Source organism: Pseudomonas sp. Pdm06 (assembly GCF_014851795.1).
Lineage (GTDB): Bacteria > Pseudomonadota > Gammaproteobacteria > Pseudomonadales > Pseudomonadaceae > Aquipseudomonas > Aquipseudomonas fluorescens_AA.
This window is the reverse complement of record NZ_JACVAH010000011.1, coordinates 136,054-159,033: the sequence shown is the minus strand read 5'-3', so window position 1 is coordinate 159,033 and position 22,980 is coordinate 136,054. Positions and strand designations below refer to the sequence as shown.

Here is a 22,980-nt window from a genome sequence, read left to right as displayed (position 1 = left end):
AAATCCTGCTCGATCCATGGAGTGCTTGTTCGCGATATCAGGTTTTCCACGGACTTCATTCAGTGGGTGCCATGGAAAGTCTCTTGCATTAATATCCCGCCATCACAATAATGAGATCGATTATCATTTATGCCTCGGTATCTCTCTCATGTCGGCGCTTGATCATTCGGCTCTTCATCGGTTGTACAGCGAACACAACAGTTGGCTGAAAGGCTGGTTGCGTGTGCGTCTGGGCAACGCCGCCGATGCGTCGGACCTGGCGCAGGACACGTTCCTGCGAGTGATGACGGCGCGCAATGACGCGCCCATCCGCGAACCCCGTAGTTATCTGAGCGCCATCGCCCGTTCGCTGCTGATCGATAAATCCCGTCGCCGCACCATTGAGCAGGCTTACTTGCAGGCGTTGGCCCAGCGGCCGGAACCGGTGGATGTTTCGCCGGAGATTCGCTTGTCCATCATCGAGATGCTGGTGGCGGTCGATAGCCTGCTCGATGAGCTGGGCCAGCGCACGCGGGAAATTTTCCTGGCGGTGCAGCTCGAAGGGCTGAGCTACGTGGCGGCGGCCGAGCGGTTCGGCGTGTCGGTGACCACGGTGAAAAATCATCTGATTCGCGCCATGACCCAATGCCTGTTGCTGGTGGATAACTGATGTCCTCGTCCCTGAACCTGGAGACGCTGGAAGCGGCCGCCACGTGGTACGTGCAGCTCAATGACGGTACAACCTGCGAAGCGCGCACGCAGGCGTGGCAAGCGTGGATGCAAGCCAGCCCTGAACATGCGGCCGCTTGGTCGCGGGTTGAAAAGCTTCAGCAGCAGTGGGCGATGATGCCGCAGCAGGCGGCGTTGTCCGGCCTGGGTGCAGCGCAAGCGCAACGCCGTGACGTACTGAAAATGCTTGGTATGCTGATGGTCATCGGCGGCGGTTCATGGCTGGCCGTTGAGCAGGTGCCGTACCGCTCGATGCTGGCGCAACAGCGCACGGGCATCCGGGAACGTCGCTCGCTGCGCCTGGACGATGGCTCGCAACTGGAACTGAACGCCGACACTGCACTGGACATCCATTTCGACTCCAGACAGCGGCTGATCCAGCTATTCCGAGGCGAAATCATTGTGCAGACCGCCAAGGATCCCGCCCAGCGCCCCTTCATGGTTCAGACCGCGCAAGGGGGCGTACGCGCGCTCGGCACCCGGTTCAGTGTGCGACAACTGCCCGAGCAAACGCGGGTCGGTGTGCTAGAGGCCGCGGTTGAAGTCAGCCCGCAGCGGCATGCCGATCACGCACTGCGCCTGGAAACCGGCCAGCAGGTCACGTTCGATCTCGATCGGGTGGGCAGCCCCCGCCCCCTGCCAGCGGGCTCGACCGCTTGGGTGCAGGGAATGCTGAGCGTAGACGACTGGCGTCTGGGGGATTTCATCGAGGAGTTGGGGCGCTATCGCCCGGGCGTGCTGCGCTGTGCCGCAGAGGTTCGGGGGTTGAGCATTTCGGGCGCCTTCCGCATCGATGATACGGACACCGTGCTGGAAAACCTGGGTAAATCCTTGCCGGTGAAAGTGCGTTACCTGACGCGCTACTGGGCCAGCATTGAACCGGTGTGAACCCGCTTCGCAGAATCTTCACCGGCAACCTTGCTGATTTCGATTCTCATCCGTCAATGACATAAGCCGCGATATAGCGGGTTTCTGCCATGACAACGGAAGGATCACTCAATGCCCCCGCTTCCCCTCAAAACCCCGACGCTGCTGACGCGCACCGTTCGCCTGGCCGTGCTGGGCGCTTCCCTCGCCAGCCTGTCTGGCCTGGTGCTGATGCCGGTTCAGGTCATGGCTCAAAACCTAACCGCTTACCAGATCGCCCCCGGGCCGTTGGGTTCCGCCCTGGCCCAGTTTGGTGTGCAAGCGGGGGTTACTCTTTCGTTCGACACCGAGCAGGCTCGTCATCTCACGACAGCCGGGCTCAAAGGCTCATATAGCATCGAGGATGGGCTGTCGCGCCTGCTCGCCAACAGTGGACTGCAAGCGCAACGTCAGAGCAATGGCGGGTACGTTCTGGTCGCGAACCGCACCGACGATGCCCTGGAACTGGGGGCCACGCAGGTCACTGCCAACCAGTTGGGTACGGTGACCGAAGGCACCGGTTCCTACACCCCCGGCACCATTGCAACCGCTACACGCATGGTCTTGACGCCACGACAGACACCACAATCGATATCGGTGGTCACCCGCCAAGCCATGGATGACTTCGGCCTGAGCGGCATCGATGACGTGATGCGCCACACGCCGGGCATCACCGTCTCCACCTACGACAGTGAACGTACCAACTATTATTCTCGCGGCTTCGCCATCCAGAACTTCCAGTACGATGGCATCCCGATGACCCGCAACGCCCCCTACTCGGCCGGGCAGACGCTGACTGACATGGCGATCTACGATCGCGTCGAAGTACTCAAAGGCGCGACCGGCCTATTGACCGGTGCCGGTGGCCCTGGGGGCACCATCAACCTGGTGCGCAAGAAGCCCACTTCCGAGTTCAAGGGCCATGTCGAACTGGGCGCGGGCTCCTGGGACAACTACCGCTCGGAAATCGACGTCAGCGGCCCGTTGACGGAAACCGGCAACGTACGTGGCCGCGCGGTCGCTGCCTATCAGGACAAGCATTCGTTCATGGATCACTATGAGCGCAAGACCAGCGTGTTCTACGGCATTCTCGAATTCGACCTGGATGAAGACACCCTCCTCACCGTCGGTGCGGACTACCAGGATAACGATCCAAAAGGCTCAGGCTGGTCGGGCAGCCGTCCGGTATATGACTCCGCGGGCAATCCGATCAGTTTGCCGCGCTCCTTCAACAATGGCGCGAAGTGGAGCAAGTGGGAGCAGTACTCGCGTACCGCGTTCGCAACCTTGGAGCACACGTTCAACAACGGCTGGGTGGCCAAAGGGCAATACAACCACCAGATCAATGGCTACAACGCCCCGCTGGGCTCGCTGGCCGAACCCAATCCGACGACCGGGCTGTCCTCCATCTACGCCAACAAGTACACCGGTGAAACCGTCAGCGACAGCGGCGATTTCTACCTCACCGGCCCTTTCAGCATGCTCGGTCGCGAACATGAGCTGGTCATCGGCTCGTCGATCTCCTCTTCACACTGGGTGGGCAAGGACTACTACAACCCGACCTACACCAACAACGTCATCGACTTCTACAACTGGAACGGTGACAGCATCGAGCCAGACTGGGGCGATGTCGGCTTCAAGAACGACGAGACCACCCGCCAATCGGGCGTGTACATGACCGGGCGTTTCAGCCTGATGGATGACTTGCACCTGTTGCTGGGCACGCGTATCGCCAACTATCAGGTAACCGGTACCAGCGACACCAAGGATACTGGCAAGGTCATTCCTTACGCCGGCCTGGTCTATGACCTCAACGATAACTACTCGCTCTATGCCAGCTACACCGAAATCTACTTGCCGCAAACCGCATATCGAGACAGCAGCAACAAAATGCTGGAGCCGGATGAAGGCACCAACTACGAGCTCGGCCTCAAGGGTGAGTTCTACGACGGACGACTGAACACCAGCCTGGCCTACTTCGAGGTTCATGAGGAAAACCGCGCGGAATTCGACTCGACCGCAGACACCTCGCTGGTTGCCAACCCTTACAGGGGCATCACCGCCAAGACCAAAGGCTATGAAGCGGAAATCTCCGGCGAACTGGCGCCCGGCTGGCAGTTGCAAGCGGGTTATACCCACAAGATCATTCGCGATCAGAGCGGCACCAAGGTCTCCACCTGGGAACCGGAAGACCAGGTCAACTTCTACACCACCTACAAACTCACCGGCTCTTGGGACCGCCTCACTCTGGGCGGCGGCGCTCGCTGGCAGGGCGAGGGATGGCAGCTACTGAACAACCGCCCGAAGAAAACCACCGACAAGTTCTCGCAAGACCCTTACTGGCTGGTCGACGTAATGGCGCGGTATCAAGTGACTGACAACGTTTCCGCCACCCTCAACGTCAACAACGTTTTCGACAAGAAGTACTACACCAATATCGGGTTCTATAACTCGTCGTACTACGGCGATCCGCGCAACGTGATGCTCGCCACTCGCTGGGATTTCTGATTTCCGCGATCAAACCGGTTTCCGTTCTGCGGCTCATGCAACAAAGCCCTCGTATCGCTACGAGAGCTTTGTTGTTTCTGGGATATTGATATCCCTACCCCCTGCCTCCGTCGCAACTCGCCAAGACCTATGCATTCTTTAATTTCGCAAAAAATCCAGGATCACTTGACTGGTAGCTTCCGCTTTCTCCTCAAGCACCCAATGCCCAGTATTTTGCAAGATCAAGGAATGGGGTTGCGAGGTAATGTGCTGCACTTGCTCGGCCAACGTCTTGCCTCTTGAGTGATCCCCGCCAATGGTGAGCACCGGGAGGGTCAGTTTATTTTCAGCGAACGCTTGGTTGTCATTTGCGTCATGCTCTATCCACGCCGAATAAAGCTTGAAAGCCGCGCCCATGCGCCCTGACCGGGAATAGTCGTTCAACAAGGCCTCACGCACCTCTTGCGTTACCTTGGGATTTCCTGGGTAAACGAACTCATCGAAAAACATGTCCAGGTAAATCTTTTCTTTACCTTTGATCATTTTTTCGGCGGTGCTTCCAAAGAAGCGAAAATGCCACTTGCTCGAGATACCGGTTGCGGGATTGCCATTAAAGGGAATCTCCCACCCTGGAATACCCGGGATAAAGCCGTCCATTAAGACGATGTGTTTGGTTTCGTATGGATAAAGTGCGCCGTAGGCATAGGCGACAATCAAACCCATGTCGTGCCCCACAACATCAACCCGATTCATCTGCAGTTTTTTAATCAGCTCATGCAGGTCCAGCGCCATGTTCTTCTTGTCATAACCGCTGGCTGAAATATCCGTTTCTCCGGCGCCACGATAATCAGGAACGACAGGGGTGTAGCCAGCGCGCACCAAGCGCCCCATCACGGCCTCCCAGTTCCTCCAGCTTCCCGGAAAGCCATGGATCAGGAGCACCGGTCTTTCACCGTTACCGCTCACCAGATAGTGCATGCGAATGCCGTTCACATCCGCGTATTCACTCCTAAATACTTCACCATCAATGACCATGCCAGGCCCTTCCATTAATGGAATCGTTGCATGCGACTGAGCGGAAGAGGCTGGAAAAGCCAAGATGTCGGAAAGAATAAATTGCCTCATCCTGAAGACCACCTTGAGCCAAATGACTTCTTCCACACTGCGTCCAGACTGAGCAAACCTAGCTTGGATGTATCCACAATAAATTCGCCACTGTCAGGACTGACAGTGGCGACGAATGGATATCGACGATTTTCCGTAATCGCTTCGCCAGTGCCCCATGAAAAGAAGGTTTCAGACCACTGGACTCCAGCCAGTTAGAAGCTACAAGCCAGGTAAAATCTGGATACGCAATTTTGGATTCGCCAGCATCGCGCCACGATTGCCCCTCCTCCAATCGCTGACTACTCTTCAACAGTCGCTGCCAATTCAGCGACCGGGCGTAGGAAACCCGAAGTAAATCAAGGCGTATCAGCTGCGCCTCGCTTACTATTGCAGGCGCTTTTTCTGTGTCTGCGATATGCGTTATGGCGGCTGTGCGCGGGACACCTTCGGGTGTGCCGGGTGCCTTGATTCCCGGTTTTCCTACCCCGTGCATGGCCGCCACCCAATCCCGTAGGAAAGGACGGTTGCGGCTCTCACAGTCAAGGAGCCAGACAATGCCAAACCCGCAAGACCTCAAAACCCCAGGCCTAACCCCCTTCTGCTACCACTCCGACCGCCCTTTATTCCGCGTCAACAGCGGCATACCCATCGGCGAAGCCCTGTCCCACGCTTCCGATCTGCTCCACGTTGCCAAGGTCCTGGCCGAGGACGCGGCGATGATTCGCGGTACGGATCGGTATGCCTGGGCGTCGTGTTATTTGCAGGATATGAGTAAGGCCGTTATCGACGACGTGGTGAAGGTGCTGGAGGCGCCGGGGAGTAATCCTGCTTAAGGGCCGCAGGCCCAATGCTGCCCGCTGGGTCGAGCAGCATTGGGTTTCTTCTGTATGACGGGAACGATTGAAGAAGGGCTGCTTCGCAGCCCAGCGGGAGCAAGCTCCCTCGCCACGGATTAGGGACAGAACACAATGACTGACTGCAATGAGTTTGTGGGATTTCTGAATGGGCGGTGTTCCCGCCACCCTGCCCCTGTCCAAACAGTTTGCAACGTATTCATCTAATCAAATCCCCCGCCGATAGCCTCGGATAAGAGCCTGGAATACCGCAAGGCTCTGCTCGCGCTCGACTACACTTTTCCAGAATTCCCCCGCTCCAGGAGCAGTAAGCGATGAAGATCCGCACCAAGGTCATAGGCTCGGGGTTGGTCAGTCTTTCTTTTGCGTTGCTGCTCGGCGGTATCGGGTTGTGGGGCTATCACTCCATGACCGAGGCCCTGGTGCAGAACGAGACCAGCATTTCCGCCATGCGCAAGCACATGGAGGCGGACATGATGCATGACGCCATTCGTGCCGACGTGCTCGCCGCTCTGCTGGTCAAGCCGGGGGATGCCCAGGGGACGAAGGAGGTGCTTGAGGCGTTCGACGAGCATACGCAGCGGATGCGCAAGGTCATCGCCGAAAATGCCGAGGCGAAGTTGCCGGGGGATGTCGCCAAGGCGATTGGCGAGCTCAAGCCACAGGTGGAGACCTACATTGATAAAGCCAAGCAAATAATCAGCAAGGCACTGAGCGGCGCCCAGGATGGCCAGGCGTTGCGGGCGGAGTTCGACGGGGCGTTTTCGGCGTTGGAGGAGCGCAACGAGGCAGTGAGTGAACTGATCGAGAACCAGGCGCAGTCATCCCGCGAGCATCAGGACGGCAGCATTCAGAGCTCGGAGCGTTGGCTGATCGTGACGTTGCTGGCCACCTGCGTGGCGCTGGCACTGTTGTCGTGGAGCCTGCTCAAGGCGGTGCTTACACCGCTGAACAAGATCATCCTCAATACCCAGGCGATTTCCCAAGGGGATCTGCAGCGCTCCATGGGCACGCAAAGCAAGGATGAGCTGGGCCAGCTACAAGGCGTGATCGAGCAGATGCAGACCAATCTGCGGCAGATGATCGCCACGATCCGCAGCCAGAGCGATGAGTTGCACGGCACGTCCCGGAACCTGGGCGATACGGCGCGGCAGATTGTCTCCAGTGCCGACCAACAGGCCCAGAGCGCGACCAGCATGGCGGCGAGCATGGAGCAGATGATGGCGAACATCAGCCAGATCCATCAGCACGCCGACAGCGCCCGGACGATTTCGGCGCAGTCTGAGCATTTGGCGAGCAGCGGCGGCCAGGTGATTCTCGGGGTGGTGGAAGGCATGAACCGGATCGCCGAGGTGGTCAACCAGTCCTCCAGCAAGATCACCGCGCTGGATGCCTCGTCCGAGGACATCCACTCCATTATCCAGGTGATCAAGAGCATCGCCGAACAGACCAATTTGCTGGCCCTCAACGCCGCCATCGAAGCCGCCCGCGCCGGCGAGGCGGGCCGTGGTTTTGCGGTGGTGGCCGACGAAGTGCGCAACCTGGCGGCGCGCACCACCCAGTCCACCCAGGAAATCACCGCGATGATCGAGCGCATCCAGTCCAGTGCACGGGATGCGGTGGCGAACATGCAGGCGTGTGTCAGCCGCGTGGACGAAGGCGTCAACCTGGCCCAGCAGGCCGGGGTATCAATCAGCGAAATCCGCACCGGTGCCCGGCATGCGGCCGAAGTGGTGGAGGAAATTTCCCAGACCATTGCCGAGCAATCCAAAGCCAGTGATGAAATGGCCCAGCGAGTGGAGTCGATTGCCGAGCAGTCCCGCGAGAACACCCGTTCGATTCACAACCTGACGCAAACAGCGGATCAATTGAACGATGCGGCGGGATCGATGCAGGCTTCGGTGCAGCAGTTCAAGATTTGATCGGATACCCGTGGCGAGGGAGCTTGCTCCCGCTGGGCTGCCTGGCAGCCCTTTTCAAACCTCGCTCACCTCGAACACAAACGAAATCTCCCGCTTCTGGGCACTCCAGACGTAGCGAATATGCTTGCCTTGCACCGGAATCGAAACCGCCGGCGGGCGAAACGCGGCCACACACTCGTGACCCGGCAGGCGGACGCTGTTGTACAGAAGCCCCCAAGACAAGGTTTCCCGCAGTTGCCGGGCGAACACCTGGGATGGGCCGTAGGCCGTAGGGTCCGGGTTGTGGAGGTGGGGGTAGTCGTGACGAATGTCGTGCAAGGGTTTGACGACTTTGTTGACGTAGGTGCGCATGGTCAGCTCCAGGTCCGGCTCGTTGGTCGCCCCGAGGAATCGCGCCTGGTGGTAGCAGGTCTCGGCGATGGCGGCTTCCTGGCTGCTGGCGGCGTAGTAGACACCGAAGGTGCCGTCGCTGAAGCGGCTGCTTTTGCCAATGTGGGTAAACGCCGCCATCACCGGCGAGGAGCCGGGCCCGGAAACGCGGTCCTCGGGGCGGACCCGGGACAGCACGCCGGCCTGTTCCATCAGCCGATCGTTGGTCAGCGCTTCCAGGGCGTAGGCCGTGGGCAGGTCTTCAGGGTCGAGTACGTCTTCAAACAGCGAAATCGGAGGGAAGCTGCTGTTGACGATCCGATAGGCCCGTTTCCATTGCGGGTCCGCCAGTGGTGGCATCATTAACCGCGCACTCCGTCGAGGTATCGCCGCACATCGGCGATGTCCACCACCCGCCCGGTCAACATGTAGGACAGCGCCGACTGGCCATTGAACGGTGCCGCGGTATTCGGGCTGCTGACCCACTGATAGGCACGGTCCCGGCTATTGCTGAAGATAATGCTCAGCGCCTTGTGGATACCCATGAGGTAGGAAATGCGCTCCAGCGTATCGCGAGGCAGCCTCACGTTCTCCGGCAACTGTTTGTATTTGTAGAAGGTCGTGTTTCCCACCTTGCCCAACAAGGTGCGCTGCTGCTCGACGCTGCAACCCCAGAGCGCCATGAGGTTGAAGAAAAACTTCAACGCGACTCGACCCGCATCCGGGGAGTCCAATTGTTGCTGCGCGTTGAGGGTGATGGAGGAAGTCGCCATGGCTTTGGCTCCTTTTTAGCGGGGTGGTGCTTAGAGGATAGTACACATATGGATTATTTTTAAGTTTTTATTCGCAAACGAACTCTATCGACGCTCCATCTGAACCCATTCGGCATGGCTTTCCAGGTCAACAAACGCAACCAGGTTCCAGCTAATGGGCCTTGGCCAGCATCCACTGGGCAAAAGCCCCAAATCCCGCATAAGCTCCAACCATCGCCTCCCGGCGCTTTTCGGCACAAAATCGCGACAAGCGTGGCAAGGTGCATGATGATAGCCAGCATGACCACCTGGCCGGCCCAGGTGCACAACAATAGCGAGCCCACTTAAGCAGAGGGCATTACCTCATGGATAGCAGAACCCTACGCAACCTCATGCGTATCGTGCAGACCGGCTCGTTGTCGGCAGCGGCCGAGCATTCGTGCCTCACGGTGCAGGCGTTGGCGGCGCAGTTGAACAAGGTCGAGGAACAGTTCGGTTTCCGCTTGTTCCGACGCTCGAACAAGGGCCTGACGTTGACGAGCCAGGGCTCGGAACTGACCCCTTTCATGGATCAGGTGCTGATTGCCACCCGGCAATTGGAAGAAAAAGTCGCGGCACTCAAGACTCCGCGACAGCGCACGCTCAGAGTGGCGCTCAATACCACCCTGCCGGCGGAATTCAACCGACGGATGATCGATCGATTGATCGCCGTGTTCCCCCAGTATCAATTGGAATTCAGCTACGCCGAGTCGATGGAGAACCTGAGCAAGCTCAGGAACGAAGATTTTGACCTGGCGATCCTGATTGGGCAGCAACAGGGCGGGTTTACCAGCATCGCCATGCCGGATGTGCAGGTTCAGGTGGTCGGCGCCCATTGTGGTGACGAAGACGACTCCCTTGGCCTGCTCGGTGACAAGTTTCAGGTGCGTCCGGCAGAAGAATGTCCGTACTCCCACAGCTTCCTGCGCTTTCTCGACGCAGGCCTGGGTGAATACGGATCGAGCCAGCGCATGGTGTATTCCTGCAGTGAGACGCTGACATTGTCGTTGATCACGCAGCTCGATGGCCTGGGGCTGGTGTCCCGGGAGGCGGCGCTGCGCAACGGCCTGGCGATTTTCCCGGACTTCGAGGATTTCCTCGAGGTCCGTCTGGCGGTGAATAATCCGGAGTTGTCTGGCCAGGCGCTGCACGATGTGGTGGACCTGACGCTACAGGAACGAACCGAGCGCGATGTACGCCGCCGTGCCCAGCGCCACACTGAGAAACAGGTTGCGGCTGAAATACGCACATAACAGCGTCGGAATCGCGGCATAAAACTCAGGGCGGTCGAGTTGTATCTGCTGGTCCTTGATCAATAATGGGGTCAGGCTGATGGCAGCGACGATCGCCACTGGCAGGTATTCCAGGGCACGGGCGACGAAGGGCGGCCAGTGGTCGGTATTGACCTGCAACGGCAGGGCACGTGGCAGGAAGGTCACGGCCATCATCAGGACCACGACCAGGATCAGGAACGTTTGGTCAGGCATACGCCCACCCCGCAGCCAACGAACGTGGCAATGAAGACATTGAACGGCGAGCTGCCCAGCAGGCTCAGCCCGCCCATGCAGACGACGGCCGCCAGGGCCGCGATCAGTTTGTTGCGGGTGTCGCACAACGAAACCAGCACATAGAGCATCATCGCGGTCAGCGCATAGTCGAGCTGGTATTTGATGAGGTGCGCCGCGTATTGCGCGCACACCGCGCCCAGCAAACCACCGAGCACCCAGGACGTATGGCAGAACAGGTTGAAACCGACCAGGTAGCGCACGCTCACCGGCGCCCCGCTGCCGAGCTTGACGCTGTGGAAAGCGAATGACTCGTCCGTCAACCCTGCCGCGTAGCACCAGCGTTCGAAACGACTGAGACCCAGCGCACGCAGGGCCTTGGCCATGTAGACCGACATCAGCATGTGCCGGGCATTGATCAGGAACGTGGTGAGCACGATGGTGGTCAGTGACGCACCGCTGGAAATCAATGCCAGCGCCGCGAATTGCGAAGCACCCGCGTAAACGAACAGGCACATCGCCACCGGCAACCACAGGGGTAGCCCGGCGTTGACCGCCATCAGACCGAACACAAACGAAACCGTGAAATAACCCGCTACCACCGGACTGGCTTCAGCAAAGGTACGCGAGGCTTGTGGTTCGACCGCCAGCGGCTGGCTGGAAGTCTTGTTCATAAATCCCTCTCGAAGGTGATTTCACCCCGGGGCTCACAGAACCCCTGGGCGGCCCAGAAACGCTTGCCGGCCAGATTAGCATCGTCGACGAAAAGGAACATGCGCAGCACGCCTACCCGTTTCATGTCAGCCGATGCGGCCTCGACCAGGCGCTGGCCCAGGCCTTTGGTACGATGCTGCGGGCTGACCGCCAAGTGATTGATCGTGCCACGGGTACCGAGCATGCCGCCGATCACCGCGCCCACCACGTCACCGCTCGCATCGATGGCCAGGTACGCAGTGGTGGTGTCCTGCAACAACACACCGCGCAAGAATCGGGCGTCCTGCCATTCGCAGAACGACACTTCGTCGAAACCGCGAAAGAACCGCTCCAATCGCTCGGCGTCCCGGACCATGGCCCGGCGCAACAGGACTTGCTGCACCGGGTCGTCCATGGGTTCGAGCCGCTCAGCGAACAATGTCGAAAGCGGTCCCGGGCCGCGAGAAGGAAATGGCCAGGATCTGCCGGTACGCCATGTCATGGCTATGGGTGTTGCGCGCCGGGGTCACGTAATGGCGCATGTCGCGGTCCAGGAAGAACGTGGTGTCGAGGATGTCCTCGTAGGTCGTCGCCGCCAGTTGTTCTTCCTGGGTGCTGTACAAACGGCTCTCCGCACCCGCCACGTTCTGACGGCCCCAGAAGTGCACGCCGCTGAACGGATAGCCGTCGCAGTGAATCCCTTCGGGGGTGATTTCCAGTTGTTTGCCCGGCTTGATCTCGATGCGGATCTGATGGATCTGGCACTGCCAGATTTCATCGTGCAACTCCTGCGGCAGGACGTTCTTGTACACCTCGAAGTCCGTGTCGATCAGGCTGCGCATCACCGGCGAATTGATCACTTCGTTGGAGAAGTCCTGGAAGTGACGCTCCAGTCCGCCGACATAGCTGTTGTTGGCCTTGGACTGAACGTAGGCCCGGTGTTCGAGCTGCTTGAGCTCTCGGGTCGTAGGGTTGTATTCGAAGTCGCTGTAGCGGCGAAAACGCATGCCTGACTCGGCCTGGCCGTAGTAACTGTCGGGCTCCATGTTTTCCCAGCTTTTGGTCAGCCGGACAAAATCGCCGAAATGACCGTAGAGGTTGAAGTCCCCACCGCGAACGTTGACGTATTTGTCACGTCTCAGCGCTTCGCCCACTTCCCTGTTCAGAACGATCATTTTTCATAGGTCTCCACTGCATTGAGCGGCCTAATCTAGTAGGTGCAGGATTTACGTCCATGAGAAAGTATTTGAGGCATTTCAAGCGACGCTTGAAACGGAGGGCAACGTTGCATTAGTACGACTTTTTCTCGGGAAAACAGGCTGTTTCAGTGGCTTTTCTTGCGCAAAAAGCCAAAAGAACCCGAGTTTGGCGTCGCAACGCTATTCACTTCAGGCGGGTATGAATCAGTTGTGGCGAGGGAGCTCGCTCCCTCGCCACGGTTTTACAAGCTCGTAACCCGTTCAGGCATCAGAAGACGCTGATCGGGTAATCCACGAACACCCGCAGCTCATTGCCGCTGACGTTGTACTCGCTGGACTTCTGCGACACCCGCAGCACGGAGCTGCGCAACCTGACGCTCAAGTCCTTGGCCGGGCCGTTCTGGACCACGTACTTGAACTGGTTGAAGATCTCGCGCTCGGTACCGCCTTCGCTGGTGGACGTGGTGATGTTATCGCCACGCACATAAGCGACGTTGTAGGTCAGGCCCGGAACGCCGAAGGTGGTGAAGTCCAGGCCGTAGCCCAACTGCCAGCTGCGCTCATCCTCGGCGTTGAAGTCGGACCAGTAGGAGTTGGCCAGGTAGATCGTGTTGCCGCCGTCACCCACACGATTCTGCCCGCGCTGATAGCCGCCGTAGGCGTAGCCCAGGTTGCTGTCGCCGGTGCTGCGCTGGTGAGCGAGCGTGAAGCTGTGCGGGCCGGTGGCGAAGGTGGCGGCCAGGCTCCAGATCTTGTTGTCGTCGCCGGTGACGTTGTTTTCGCGAACATAGCTGTTGTCCAGCTTGGTGCGATAACCGTTGAAGTCCAGGGTCAGGGATTGATCCTTGGCCAGCGGGAACACGTAGTTGGCGTTCACGTATTGCTTCTTCAGTACGTCCTCGACATCCGAGGCGTAGAGCGAAGCCTTGAACTGCTCGGTGAACTGGTAGCTGCCGCCCAATACGTTGATCGACTTCAGGCCACCGCTGTCGCGGCCTTCGGCGCTCTTGCGCGATTCGGCGGTGAAACGACCGGCATTCAGTTCCAGGCCCTTGATCTCCTTGGAGGTGATCAGCGTGCCGGTGTAGCTTTCCGGCAGCAGGCGCGAGTTGTCATAGCTCAGCACCGGCAGGGCCGGCATCTGGTCACCGTAGGCCAGTACGGTGTTGGAAACGCGAAACTTGACCGCGGCACCGAACTTGGACAGGTCATCGGCCGCGTTGCCGCTGTCACCTTGCTTGAAGAAGTCGATGCCTTGCGCACCGCTACGACCTTTGCCGCCGTCCAGACGCAACGCGTACAGGCCGAAGGCATCTACACCCACGCCCACCGTGCCTTGGGTGAAACCGGACGAGAACGTACCGATGGCCGCCTGGCCCCATTCAGCCTTGTCCTTGTTGCCGTCTTTGTAGTCGCGGTTGATATAAGCGTTGCGCAACAGCACTTTCAAGCTGCTGTCTTCAACGAACCCCTTTGACTCCGCCTGGTCGTTGGCCATGGCGTGTGTCGTGCTCAAGATCCCCAGTGCGATCAAACTAATGCGCTTGTTCAACATGATTATTTTCCTTGTACGGGTTGATACGCACCGCGGCGAGCAGCCGAAATGGCGCTTTTTGCGCTCTTTTTCGGACTCTTGCTCCTGAAAATAATGAAAAGGCCCGCCCACGTTTTATCGTGTCGGGCCTTTTTATTATTTAAGAGTCATGGCTGTCAGCCACAGGCGTAGGGCGAATCCTAGTCGCGCCCTCAACAGTGTGTCAATTTCGTGAATCGTCTGTGATTGGGCGAAAAACATCTAAGAATCGATCAGAACGAACAGCCATCCAAACCGCAAGTCGCCGATGGCGCAAAGGCCTGCTCCGGCAGGGTTTGCTTGAGCCATTGGGCGAAGGCCTCGGGCTTGCCCAGCCACCTGTGGGAGCGAGCTTGCTCGCGATGGCAGTGTGTCAGTCAACAGTCGTGTTATCGATCCACCGCTATCGCGAGCAAGCTCGCTCCCACAGGGATTTTTGTGTGAACTCGAAAACCCGCGGGCACAAAAAAAGCGCTGCCATCCCGGCCAGCGCTTTTTATCAATCCGTCGAATTCTATCCTTGCATCACATCCCACAACGCTTCCAACTCAGCCTCGCTGAACAGGCCAGCGGGGTAACGCTCAACGATCATCCGGCGCGGATCAGGTTCTCTGATCTGACGCGTTCCGTTGGACTTCAACCACTGCGCCAAGGCTTGAAGCGACTCACCATTGACGGCCAAGGGATGGCATGTGCGCTCGCTTGTCATATTCATTCCAGCGCCCTCTCCTGGTTGATGAGCGGCTAATTTATCCAAGGTTTATGACAAAACAACTCAGCTCCATTCCCCGGAACTGCCGCGGATCCGATACAAGAGCTATGCCAATGTATCCACGCCCACCCATGAACAGATACAAAAAAACCCACGGCCCAATCGGGCCGCGGGCTTGCCGGGATGGATCCAAAATCGCCAACGCAGGGCCGGCGCAGGCGCTATCAGCAGGCTGTTACATCGCCACTCATTTTACGTATGGCGCGGGTTGCTGTTGGGTAAGGCAATGAATGTTCCCGCCGCCCAGTAACAGTTCGCGCCCGGGCACCATGACCACTTCGTGCTGCGGGAACAGGTTCTGCAGGATGTCCCTGGCCGGTGCGTCCAGCGGGTCGTCAAAGCTGGGCGCAATGATGCCGCCGTTGACGATCAGGAAGTTCACATAGGAGCCGGCCAGTCGCACGGTTGGGTTGCGCTCCTGGGAACCTTCCACCGCATCCACGCCCGCGCATTCCTCTTCGGTGGCATACATCGGCCCCGGAATCGGCATTTTGTGCACTGTGAACGAGCGTCCCTTGGCGTCAGTGCTGTTTTGCAGCACATCCATCGCCGCATGGCAGCGGGTGTAGTTCGGGTTTTGCGGGTCGTCGGTCCAGGCAAGCAGGACTTCGCCCGGACGCACGTAGCAGCAGAAGTTATCCACATGGCCATCGGTTTCGTCATTGAACAGACCGTCCGGCAGCCAGATGATCTTGTCCACCGCCAATTGCGCGCTGAGCACCGCCTCGATCTGCTCACGACTCATGTGCGGGTTGCGATTGCGGTTGAGCAGGCACTCCTCGGTGGTGATCACGGTGCCTTCGCCATCCACATGGATCGACCCGCCCTCGAGCACAAAACCTTCGGTGCGATAACGCGGGCTGCGTTCGATCTCGAGGATCTTGCCAGCCACTTGCGAATCCCGATTCCAGGGCGCGTACAGGCCGCCGTCAAAACCGCCCCAGGCGTTGAAATCCCAATCGACACCGCGCACTTCCCCGCTGTCATTGATTACGAACGTAGGGCCGGTATCGCGGACCCAGGCATCGTCGCTGGACATTTCCACCAGGCGAATATTCGGTACATCGAGGCGCGCCCGGGCATTTTCGTATTGGGCCGCGGACACCGCTACGGTCACCGGTTCAAAACGGGCGATGGCCTTGGCGACCGCCACGTGGGCGGCCTGCGCGGGCTTACCGCCCAGGCGCCAGTTGTCCGGACGCTCGGGCCAGATCATCCAGACCTGGGTCTGGGTCGCCCATTCGGCAGGCATGTGGAAACCATCCGCGCGCGGAGTGCTGTGCAACGTTGTCATGGGTCATCTCCTGGGCGATGGGCAGTGGCAACTTTATAAACGATAAATATCGACTAATAAAGCCACAAAAACTAAACACCATCAAAAAAAAGCGGAAAACACCGACAAAAATCGATTTAAAAAGGTGCGCCAAACCCTGTGGGAGCGAGCTTGCTCGCGATAGCGGTTGTTCAGCCACATTAATATTGGCTTGGACACCGTCATCGCGAGCAAGCTCGCTCCAACAAGAGAACAGCTTGGCGTTCCAGATCGATTACAGCCCCTCGTCCAATACCTTCGCCAGCATATCGACAAAGAAATCCACACTCTGACGCGTGGTCACCATCGGCGGCTTGATCTTGAGGATGTTCAGATAATCGCCAGTCGGTTGCATGAAGATCCCCAACTCTCGCAGGCGATTGCACAGCGCCATGGTCTCTTCAGTGGCCGGCTCCAGGGTCTCGCGATCACGGATCAGTTCCACGCCCAGGTAGAACCCGGAACCATGCACCGCACCGACCAATGGATACTGGTCGATCAAAGCCTCCAGTCGAGCCTTGAAGTGCCCGCCAACCACCCGTGCGTTTTCCCAGAGGTTGTCTTCTTCCATGACATCCAGCACCGCCATGCCGATCTGGCAACTGACCGGGCTGCCACCGGCCGACGAGAAGAAGTACCCCTCGGCTTCCAGTGCCTCGGCGATTTCCCGGCGGGTGATGACCGCACCCAGCGGCTGGCCGTTGCCCATGCCCTTGGCCATGGTGATGATGTCCGGCACCACGCCTTGCTCTTCGAAGCCCCAGAAAAACTCGCCCATGCGTCCGTAACCGACCTGCACCTCGTCGGCGATACAGACCCCACCGCGCTCGCGCACCATCGCGTAGACCTGCTTCAGGTAACCGGGCGGCAGTGCGATCCCACCGGCGTTGCCGTACACCGGTTCGCAGATGAAGCCGGCGAGCTGACGCTTGCTCTCGGCAATTTTCGCCAGGTTGTGCTCGACGCTGCGCACGTAGTCCGGCGCACTGTCGGGACCGCGGAACTCGCCACGATAGGTGTTCGGAGCGGTCACCGGGTGCACCCAGTCCGGGCGACTGCTCAGGGCCTGGGGGTTATCGGCGATGGACGTCGACACCGCATCGGCGGCCACCGACCAGCCGTGATAGGCCTCCAGCACACTGAGCATGTCCCGTCCGCCGCTGTAGGCCCAGGCCAGGCGGATCGCCAGGTCATTGGCCTCGGTGCCGCTGTTGACCAGGAACACCCGGTCCATGTTGGACGGCGACAGCGCCAGCAGGCGTTCGGAAAACTCGGCGATCGCCGCATAGTGGAAACGCGAGTTGGTATTGAGCAGCGACCATTGCCGGGCAGCCACCGCCGCCATGCGGGGATGGCCGTGGCCCAGCACGGCGACGTTGTTGAGCATGTCCAGATACGAGCGGCCCTGCATGTCGATCAGGTGGTTGCGCCAGCCACGCTCGATGCGCGGCGGATCGACGTAATAATGTTTCTGCGAACGGGCGAAGCTCGCATCGCGGCGGGCCAGCAGCGCCTCGGGGTCAGCCTCCGGCTCGGCATCGCAGGCCAGCCCCAGCAGCAACGCCGGCGAAGGGCAAAGCGCCTGCCAGGCCGCGGCCCTGCTGGGCGTGCAGAACAGCGGCGGATTCACCTGGGCGCCCCGGCACAACTGGACCTGCAACGGCCCCGTGACTTCACCCAGCACCTGCCCCTTGACCAGCGCCGCCCCGGAATGCAACGGCGACGTCACGCCCCACACGCGCACGCTCAGCTGCGCGCTGTCCAGTTGCAACATACCGTCGGCAGCCTTGTGCACAACCCCGGCGAACGGCGATTCGAGCGGCGTGCCCTGGGGCACACTCAACGCCACGTGCAACGGATAAGTGTCGGGTTCGATGGCGCTGTCCGGCCGGGTGCGAGACAAACGGTACTGCCCGTAGCGGCTGGCGGCCAGGCCGTGAAGCCCGGCGGCTTCGTCCAGCAGGCGCTGGTCGATACCCGGCTGCTCCCAATTGCCGGCCTCGAAATGCGGGCTCAGCACACCCAGGTCGATCAGGGCGAACTCACGCCCCACCAGGGTCGGCAACAGCGGCGCAAAGCCCTCGCTGGCAATGGCCGGCAGGCTGTGGCCGACGGCGGTGAGAATCGCCGCTTCCATCAGTTCGAAAGGCACCGAGTGAGCCACTCGGAAAATCTCCCACTCATGGGCCAGGTTGTCGCGGCTGTATTGGTTGTCCGGGTCGATGGAAACCTGCTGTTCACCGCTGAGCACCAGCACCGCGGCGCGCGCCACGATCAGTGGCCACAGCGCCAACAGCTCCTGGTGCTGCAAGGGGTTGACTGCGTGGTAGGCCTTGATCGCCGGCAAGATGAAGAACGGATCGCCGTCGGCGTGATGCAGCAGGGCCGCGCACGTCACCGACAAGTCAGTGATGCGCCAGGTACGGACCAGGTCGCCGAAATCGATGACGCCCTGCAATTGCCACTGGCGCTGGGCATCGCGCTGCCAGACCACGTTGTCATCGGTGATGTCCATGTGGATCGCCTGCACCGGCAAGCTGGCCTTGAGCGGTTGCAAGCGTCGCTCGGCCTGTTGCGCGACCTCGGCGACCAGATGGCGCCGTTGTTCATCCGCGATGACAGGCAACAGGTACTCGACCAGGGCCGGGGCATGGCGCGCGTCCCATTGCAGGGTGCGCTCCAGGCCCGGGTGGTCGAATGTCGCCAGGGCCAGGTCCATTTCCGCGCACAGGCGGCCCAGGCCCGTGACAAGCTCGGGTGTCAGGTGCTTGAGTTGCGTGAGGGACTGGCCGTCGATGTACTCCAGCAGGCGCATGTGAATCGCTTGGCCGTCGACGTCCAATGTCAGCAGGTCCAGCCCGTTGCTGGCGCAAATCACCCGCGGGACTTTCACCGCGTCGTGTCCGGCCAACTGTTTGAGGGCTGCGTGTTGAGCCTGTATTTCCGGGACAGCGTAGTCGCCGTGGCAAATTTTCAACACAAAGCGCCCGCGCTCGCTGTCAACGCGGTAGTTGAGGTCCTGGTTGCTGCCAAGGGGTCGCAGGTCGCCACTGAGTCCGTAATTCAAGCGCAACAGCACCAGCGCTTGCTCGGCGCTGATCTGTGGGCTTGGCAAACTGGCACGGTGAACCAACGTAGCGAGTGGCATACAAGGACCCCTGAAGTGGTTTTGTTTGGATGCCTATCTCGCCACTGAGTCGGAGGATAAGCAACCCCTCTGTTCAAAAATATGCACAGCGCTCCTGAGGCGATGTATGGGGAGAGTGTGTCCAGGGGATATTCGCTTGCGCCGCTCCCGCCATGCCGACAAGCTATGCTCCTAATGCTTTGTCGTCCCACGGAAAAAGGCTTAACCGGATGCGCATTCTCATCACTGGCGGTGCTGGCTTCATCGGCTCGGCGCTCATACGGCACTTGATTCTCGATACCGAGCACCAGGTCCTGAACCTCGACAAGCTGACGTACGCTGGCAATCTCGAATCGCTGAGCAGCATCGATCACGACAGCCGCTACGAATTCGTCCAGGCCGACATTGTCGATCAAGCGACCGTCAGTGCGGTGCTCGCGCGATTCAAGCCTGAGGCCATCATGCACCTGGCGGCCGAATCCCATGTAGACCGCTCCATCGATGGCCCGGCAGACTTCATCCAGACCAACATCGTGGGCACCTACAGCCTGCTGGAAGCCACCCGCGCTTATTGGCAGGCCCTGGCCGAACCGCAGAAACGCGCGTTTCGCTTCCACCACATCTCCACCGATGAAGTGTATGGCGACTTGCACGGCGTGGATGACCTGTTCACCGAAACCACCGCCTACGCCCCAAGCTCACCGTATTCGGCGAGCAAGGCGGCGTCCGACCACCTGGTCCGCGCCTGGCAACGCACCTACGGCTTGCCCGTGCTGTTGACCAACTGCTCGAACAACTACGGGCCGTTTCACTTCCCCGAGAAGTTGATTCCCCTGGTGATTCTCAATGCGCTGGCCGGTAAACCGCTGCCGGTCTACGGCAACGGCCAGCAAGTGCGCGACTGGCTGTTCGTCGAAGACCATGCCCGGGCGCTGCTCAAGGTCGTCACCCAGGGCGCGGTCGGCGAGACGTACAACATTGGCGGGCACAACGAGCAGAAAAACATCGACGTGGTGCGCAGCATCTGCGCGCTGCTCGAAGAGCTGGCACCACGCAAACCCGAAGGCGTCGAGCACTATGCCGACCTGATCAGCTTCGTCCAGGATCGCCCCGGCCACGACCTGCGCTACGCCATCGACGCCAGCAAGATCGAACGGGAACTGGGCTGGACACCTCGGGAAACCTTCGAGACCGGGCTGCGCAAGACCGTGCAGTGGTACCTCGAGAACCTGCTGTGGTGCCAACGTGTCCAGGACGGCAGTTATCAAGGCGAGCGCCTGGGCTCGCTCGACAACAAGGATGCAATTGCATGATGAAAGGCATTGTCCTGGCCGGTGGTTCCGGCACCCGCCTGCACCCGATTACCCTCGGGGTTTCCAAGCAGCTCTTGCCGATTTATGACAAACCGATGATTTACTACCCGATCTCGGTGCTGATGCTCGCGGGCATCAAAGACATCCTGATCATTTCCACCCCTCAGGATCTGCCGCAATACCGCAACCTGTTGGGCGACGGCCAGCAATTTGGCGTGCACTTCAGCTATGCCGAGCAGCCATCGCCCGATGGCTTGGCCCAGGCGTTCCTGATCGGCGAACAGTTCATTGGCAGCGACTCGGTGTGCCTGATCCTGGGCGACAACATTTTTCACGGTCAGTATTTCGGCGAGCAATTGCAGACGGCCATCAACCGGCCAAGTGGCGCGACGGTGTTCGGCTACTGGGTCAAGGACCCCGAGCGATTTGGCGTGATCGACTTCGACGCGGAAGGGCGGGCGATGTCCATCGAAGAAAAACCCACTGTGCCTAAATCCAGCTACGCGGTGACCGGCCTGTACTTCTACGACAACGACGTGATCGAGATCGCCAAGGCCATCAAGCCTTCCAAACGCGGCGAACTGGAAATCACCGACGTCAACAACGCCTACCTGCAACGCGGCGACCTGCACGTCGAGCGCTTCGGCCGCGGTTTCGCCTGGCTGGACACCGGCACCCACGACAGCCTGCTGGAAGCCTCGCAGTACGTGCAGACCATCGAACATCGCCAAGGCCTGAAAGTGGCGTGCCTGGAAGAAATTGCCTACCAGCAAGGTTGGGTCAGCCGCGAGCACATCCTTGAGCGCGCCCAGTATTTCGGCAAGACCGGCTACGGCCAGTACCTGTTCAAGATCGCCGGAGAAACACGTTGAACGTCATCGCCACCCGTCTGCCGGACATCCTGATCATCGAACCGAAAGTCTTCGGTGACGATCGGGGTTTTTTCTACGAAAGCTTCAATGCCCGGGCGTTTGCCGAGGCGACCGGCTGCACCCTGCCGTTCGTCCAGGACAACCACTCACGCTCCACCCGGGGTGTGTTGCGGGGCCTGCACTATCAGATCGAACAGGCCCAGGGGAAACTCGTACGCGTCACTGCCGGGGAGGTGCTGGATATCGCGGTGGACATTCGTCGCAGCTCGCCGACCTTCGGCCAATGGGCAAGCGTTCGCCTGTCGGCGCAGAACCATCGGCAGTTGTGGGTGCCACCAGGGTTTGCCCACGGCTTTGTCGTACTGAGCGAATCGGCAGACTTTCTCTACAAGACCACCGATTACTACTCCCCCTCGGCCGAGCGCTGCATTCGCTGGGACGATCCGCAACTGGCCATCGATTGGGCGCTGGAAGGCGCGCCGATCCTCTCGGCCAAGGACCAGAACGGCAAGGCCTTGCACGAGGCAGACCTGTTCCCATGAATTCCACCCTGCGCATCCTGATCATCGGCCGCAATGGCCAGGTTTCCCAGGCACTCCAGTCGCGCCTGAGCGGCATGGGCGAGTTGCTGGTACGCGGCAGCGACCAGCTCGATCTGGCGCAACCGGACGCCCTGCACGCGCCCATCGAAGCCCTGAGGCCCGACCTGATCATCAATGCCGCCGCTCACACGGCCGTCGACCAGGCCGAGAGCGAACCGGAACGGGCGTTTGCCATCAATGCCACGGCACCGGGCATCCTGGCCCAGGCAGCGCTCGCCCTGGGCATCCCGTTGATTCACTACTCCACCGACTACGTCTTCGATGGCCTCAAGCCCGCCCCCTACACCGAGGACGACACGCCCAACCCGCTGAGTGTCTACGGGCGCAGCAAACTGGCTGGCGAACATGCCATCGGCCAGGCAGGCGGCCAGCACCTGATCCTGCGCACCAGTTGGGTGTACTCCACCGAGGGACGCAATTTCCTGCTGACCATGCAACGCCTGTTGCAGGAAAAACCGCAGCTGCGGGTGGTGGCCGATCAGATTGGCGCACCGACCTGGGCGGGCACCATTGCCGACAGCACCGCCCAACTGATCGAACGCTGGCAGGCCGGTCAACCCGGAGCCTGGGGCACCTATCACCTGACGGCCCGGGGCGAGACGTCCTGGTTCGGTTTCGCCCAGGCCATCGGCGAAAACCTGCTCGAGCGACACAAGTCGTGTGCACTGCTTGAGCCCATTGCGTCCAGCGCTTACCCGACGCCGGCCCCTCGACCGCTGAACTCGCGCCTGGACTGCAGCCGCCTGCTCAAGGAATGGGCGGTGAGCCAACCCGACTGGCGAGACGCGTTGCAGCAGTGTCTTGCCGGACAAGCCTGGTAAGGCCTTACAAATAGTATTTGCGAGGCAACTAGGCATAATACGCCTGT

At 59.9% G+C, this 22,980-nt stretch carries 21 protein-coding genes and 1 pseudogene; 10 read left to right on the top strand and 12 right to left on the bottom strand.

What is annotated here, in order from left to right:
• Window positions 1-148: 148 nt before the first annotated feature.
• The 3 genes from IB266_RS18755 to IB266_RS18745 all read left to right on the top strand — a co-directional run bounded on the left by IB266_RS18755 (window position 149) and on the right by IB266_RS18745 (window position 4,122).
• Complete coding sequence (locus IB266_RS18755) at window positions 149-649, top strand: sigma-70 family RNA polymerase sigma factor (RefSeq protein ID WP_192262068.1); 501 nt, start codon at window positions 149-151, stop codon at window positions 647-649.
• A complete protein-coding gene (locus IB266_RS18750; protein WP_225613583.1) occupies window positions 649-1,596 on the top strand; it encodes a FecR domain-containing protein in 948 nt (315 codons plus the stop codon). Before IB266_RS18755 ends, IB266_RS18750 begins: the two co-directional genes overlap by 1 nt.
• 111 nt (window positions 1,597-1,707) lie before the next feature.
• On the top strand, window positions 1,708-4,122 hold the full coding sequence (locus tag IB266_RS18745) for a TonB-dependent siderophore receptor (protein WP_192262067.1): 2,415 nt from the start codon (window positions 1,708-1,710) through the stop codon (window positions 4,120-4,122).
• A gap of 138 nt (window positions 4,123-4,260) precedes the next feature.
• Here the strand turns inward: IB266_RS18745 and IB266_RS18740 are convergent, their stop codons facing one another.
• Window positions 4,261-5,262, bottom strand: a complete 1,002-nt coding sequence (locus tag IB266_RS18740; RefSeq protein WP_318646598.1) for an alpha/beta hydrolase — start codon at window positions 5,260-5,262, stop codon at window positions 4,261-4,263.
• 500 nt (window positions 5,263-5,762) lie between these two features.
• Between IB266_RS18740 and IB266_RS18735 the strand changes: the two genes are divergently transcribed.
• Entirely contained in the window at window positions 5,763-6,041 is a 279-nt protein-coding gene (locus IB266_RS18735) for a DUF3077 domain-containing protein (RefSeq protein ID WP_192262066.1), read from the top strand.
• A gap of 335 nt (window positions 6,042-6,376) precedes the next feature.
• Complete coding sequence (locus IB266_RS18730; RefSeq protein WP_192262065.1) at window positions 6,377-7,984, top strand: methyl-accepting chemotaxis protein; 1,608 nt, start codon at window positions 6,377-6,379, stop codon at window positions 7,982-7,984.
• A 54-nt stretch (window positions 7,985-8,038) separates the two neighbouring features.
• Here IB266_RS18730 and IB266_RS18725 read toward each other — a convergent pair whose 3' ends face one another.
• Window positions 8,039-8,716: an RES family NAD+ phosphorylase gene (locus IB266_RS18725; protein ID WP_060739640.1), complete on the bottom strand. Its 678-nt coding sequence runs from the start codon at window positions 8,714-8,716 to the stop codon at window positions 8,039-8,041.
• On the bottom strand, window positions 8,716-9,126 hold the full coding sequence (locus IB266_RS18720) for an MbcA/ParS/Xre antitoxin family protein (protein ID WP_060739641.1): 411 nt from the start codon (window positions 9,124-9,126) through the stop codon (window positions 8,716-8,718). The genes IB266_RS18725 and IB266_RS18720 overlap by 1 nt, the downstream gene beginning before the upstream one ends.
• Before the next feature lie 344 nt (window positions 9,127-9,470).
• Between IB266_RS18720 and IB266_RS18715 the strand changes: the two genes are divergently transcribed.
• Window positions 9,471-10,397: a LysR family transcriptional regulator gene (locus IB266_RS18715; RefSeq protein WP_192262064.1), complete on the top strand. Its 927-nt coding sequence runs from the start codon at window positions 9,471-9,473 to the stop codon at window positions 10,395-10,397.
• On the opposite strand, the gene IB266_RS18710 is transcribed toward IB266_RS18715, so the two are convergent.
• The 9 genes and pseudogenes from IB266_RS18710 to IB266_RS18675 all read right to left on the bottom strand — a co-directional run bounded on the left by IB266_RS18710 (window position 10,314) and on the right by IB266_RS18675 (window position 19,346).
• Entirely contained in the window at window positions 10,314-10,631 is a 318-nt protein-coding gene (locus tag IB266_RS18710; protein WP_060739643.1) for an AzlD domain-containing protein, read from the bottom strand. The genes IB266_RS18715 and IB266_RS18710 overlap by 84 nt on opposite strands.
• Complete coding sequence (locus IB266_RS18705; protein WP_053117411.1) at window positions 10,610-11,323, bottom strand: AzlC family ABC transporter permease; 714 nt, start codon at window positions 11,321-11,323, stop codon at window positions 10,610-10,612. The genes IB266_RS18710 and IB266_RS18705 overlap by 22 nt, the downstream gene beginning before the upstream one ends.
• Window positions 11,320-11,757 carry a GNAT family N-acetyltransferase gene (locus IB266_RS18700; protein ID WP_170842317.1) on the bottom strand — a complete coding sequence of 146 codons (438 nt, stop codon included), beginning with the start codon at window positions 11,755-11,757 and terminating at the stop codon, window positions 11,320-11,322. Before IB266_RS18700 ends, IB266_RS18705 begins: the two co-directional genes overlap by 4 nt.
• 13 nt (window positions 11,758-11,770) lie before the next feature.
• On the bottom strand, window positions 11,771-12,517 hold the full coding sequence (locus IB266_RS18695) for a 2OG-Fe dioxygenase family protein (protein WP_192262063.1): 747 nt from the start codon (window positions 12,515-12,517) through the stop codon (window positions 11,771-11,773).
• A gap of 292 nt (window positions 12,518-12,809) precedes the next feature.
• On the bottom strand, window positions 12,810-14,096 hold the full coding sequence (locus IB266_RS18690; protein WP_192262062.1) for an OprD family porin: 1,287 nt from the start codon (window positions 14,094-14,096) through the stop codon (window positions 12,810-12,812).
• 251 nt (window positions 14,097-14,347) lie between these two features.
• A pseudogene (locus IB266_RS30745) lies at window positions 14,348-14,452 on the bottom strand (DsbA family protein); the annotation flags it as partial.
• 176 nt (window positions 14,453-14,628) lie between these two features.
• Entirely contained in the window at window positions 14,629-14,829 is a 201-nt protein-coding gene (locus IB266_RS18685; protein ID WP_057449186.1) for a hypothetical protein, read from the bottom strand.
• 244 nt (window positions 14,830-15,073) lie between these two features.
• Entirely contained in the window at window positions 15,074-16,180 is a 1,107-nt protein-coding gene (aguA, locus tag IB266_RS18680) for an agmatine deiminase (RefSeq protein WP_192262061.1), read from the bottom strand.
• A gap of 253 nt (window positions 16,181-16,433) precedes the next feature.
• The gene (locus tag IB266_RS18675) at window positions 16,434-19,346 is read right to left on the bottom strand and encodes an aminotransferase (RefSeq protein WP_192262060.1); all 2,913 of its coding nucleotides are present in this window, start codon (window positions 19,344-19,346) and stop codon (window positions 16,434-16,436) included.
• A 209-nt stretch (window positions 19,347-19,555) separates the two neighbouring features.
• Between IB266_RS18675 and rfbB the strand changes: the two genes are divergently transcribed.
• The 4 genes from rfbB to rfbD are packed head-to-tail and all read left to right on the top strand — an operon-like array spanning window position 19,556 to window position 22,933.
• Entirely contained in the window at window positions 19,556-20,638 is a 1,083-nt protein-coding gene (rfbB, locus tag IB266_RS18670) for a dTDP-glucose 4,6-dehydratase (protein ID WP_103308422.1), read from the top strand.
• Window positions 20,635-21,510, top strand: coding sequence for a glucose-1-phosphate thymidylyltransferase RfbA (gene rfbA / locus IB266_RS18665; RefSeq protein WP_192262059.1), 876 nt, complete (start codon window positions 20,635-20,637; stop codon window positions 21,508-21,510). The genes rfbB and rfbA overlap by 4 nt, the downstream gene beginning before the upstream one ends.
• The gene (gene rfbC, locus IB266_RS18660; protein ID WP_192262058.1) at window positions 21,507-22,052 is read left to right on the top strand and encodes a dTDP-4-dehydrorhamnose 3,5-epimerase; all 546 of its coding nucleotides are present in this window, start codon (window positions 21,507-21,509) and stop codon (window positions 22,050-22,052) included. Before rfbA ends, rfbC begins: the two co-directional genes overlap by 4 nt.
• Window positions 22,049-22,933, top strand: a complete 885-nt coding sequence (gene rfbD, locus IB266_RS18655) for a dTDP-4-dehydrorhamnose reductase (RefSeq protein ID WP_192262057.1) — start codon at window positions 22,049-22,051, stop codon at window positions 22,931-22,933. The genes rfbC and rfbD overlap by 4 nt, the downstream gene beginning before the upstream one ends.
• The last annotated feature ends 47 nt before the right edge of the window (window positions 22,934-22,980 follow it).

Coding starts and splice junctions, on each gene's coding strand:
- rfbD (WP_192262057.1), top strand. CDS start 22,049: ATGAATTCCACCCTGCGCATCCTGATCATCGGCCGCAATGGCCAGGTT.
- IB266_RS18735 (WP_192262066.1), top strand. CDS start 5,763: ATGCCAAACCCGCAAGACCTCAAAACCCCAGGCCTAACCCCCTTCTGC.
- IB266_RS18745 (WP_192262067.1), top strand. CDS start 1,708: ATGCCCCCGCTTCCCCTCAAAACCCCGACGCTGCTGACGCGCACCGTT.
- IB266_RS18695 (WP_192262063.1), bottom strand. CDS start 12,517: ATGATCGTTCTGAACAGGGAAGTGGGCGAAGCGCTGAGACGTGACAAA.
- IB266_RS18730 (WP_192262065.1), top strand. CDS start 6,377: ATGAAGATCCGCACCAAGGTCATAGGCTCGGGGTTGGTCAGTCTTTCT.
- IB266_RS18710 (WP_060739643.1), bottom strand. CDS start 10,631: ATGCCTGACCAAACGTTCCTGATCCTGGTCGTGGTCCTGATGATGGCC.
- IB266_RS18725 (WP_060739640.1), bottom strand. CDS start 8,716: ATGATGCCACCACTGGCGGACCCGCAATGGAAACGGGCCTATCGGATC.
- IB266_RS18755 (WP_192262068.1), top strand. CDS start 149: ATGTCGGCGCTTGATCATTCGGCTCTTCATCGGTTGTACAGCGAACAC.
- IB266_RS18685 (WP_057449186.1), bottom strand. CDS start 14,829: ATGAATATGACAAGCGAGCGCACATGCCATCCCTTGGCCGTCAATGGT.
- IB266_RS18690 (WP_192262062.1), bottom strand. CDS start 14,096: ATGTTGAACAAGCGCATTAGTTTGATCGCACTGGGGATCTTGAGCACG.
- IB266_RS18700 (WP_170842317.1), bottom strand. CDS start 11,757: ATGGACGACCCGGTGCAGCAAGTCCTGTTGCGCCGGGCCATGGTCCGG.
- IB266_RS18715 (WP_192262064.1), top strand. CDS start 9,471: ATGGATAGCAGAACCCTACGCAACCTCATGCGTATCGTGCAGACCGGC.
- IB266_RS18675 (WP_192262060.1), bottom strand. CDS start 19,346: ATGCCACTCGCTACGTTGGTTCACCGTGCCAGTTTGCCAAGCCCACAG.
- IB266_RS18705 (WP_053117411.1), bottom strand. CDS start 11,323: ATGAACAAGACTTCCAGCCAGCCGCTGGCGGTCGAACCACAAGCCTCG.
- rfbB (WP_103308422.1), top strand. CDS start 19,556: ATGCGCATTCTCATCACTGGCGGTGCTGGCTTCATCGGCTCGGCGCTC.
- IB266_RS18720 (WP_060739641.1), bottom strand. CDS start 9,126: ATGGCGACTTCCTCCATCACCCTCAACGCGCAGCAACAATTGGACTCC.
- rfbA (WP_192262059.1), top strand. CDS start 20,635: ATGATGAAAGGCATTGTCCTGGCCGGTGGTTCCGGCACCCGCCTGCAC.
- aguA (WP_192262061.1), bottom strand. CDS start 16,180: ATGACAACGTTGCACAGCACTCCGCGCGCGGATGGTTTCCACATGCCT.
- IB266_RS18750 (WP_225613583.1), top strand. CDS start 649: ATGTCCTCGTCCCTGAACCTGGAGACGCTGGAAGCGGCCGCCACGTGG.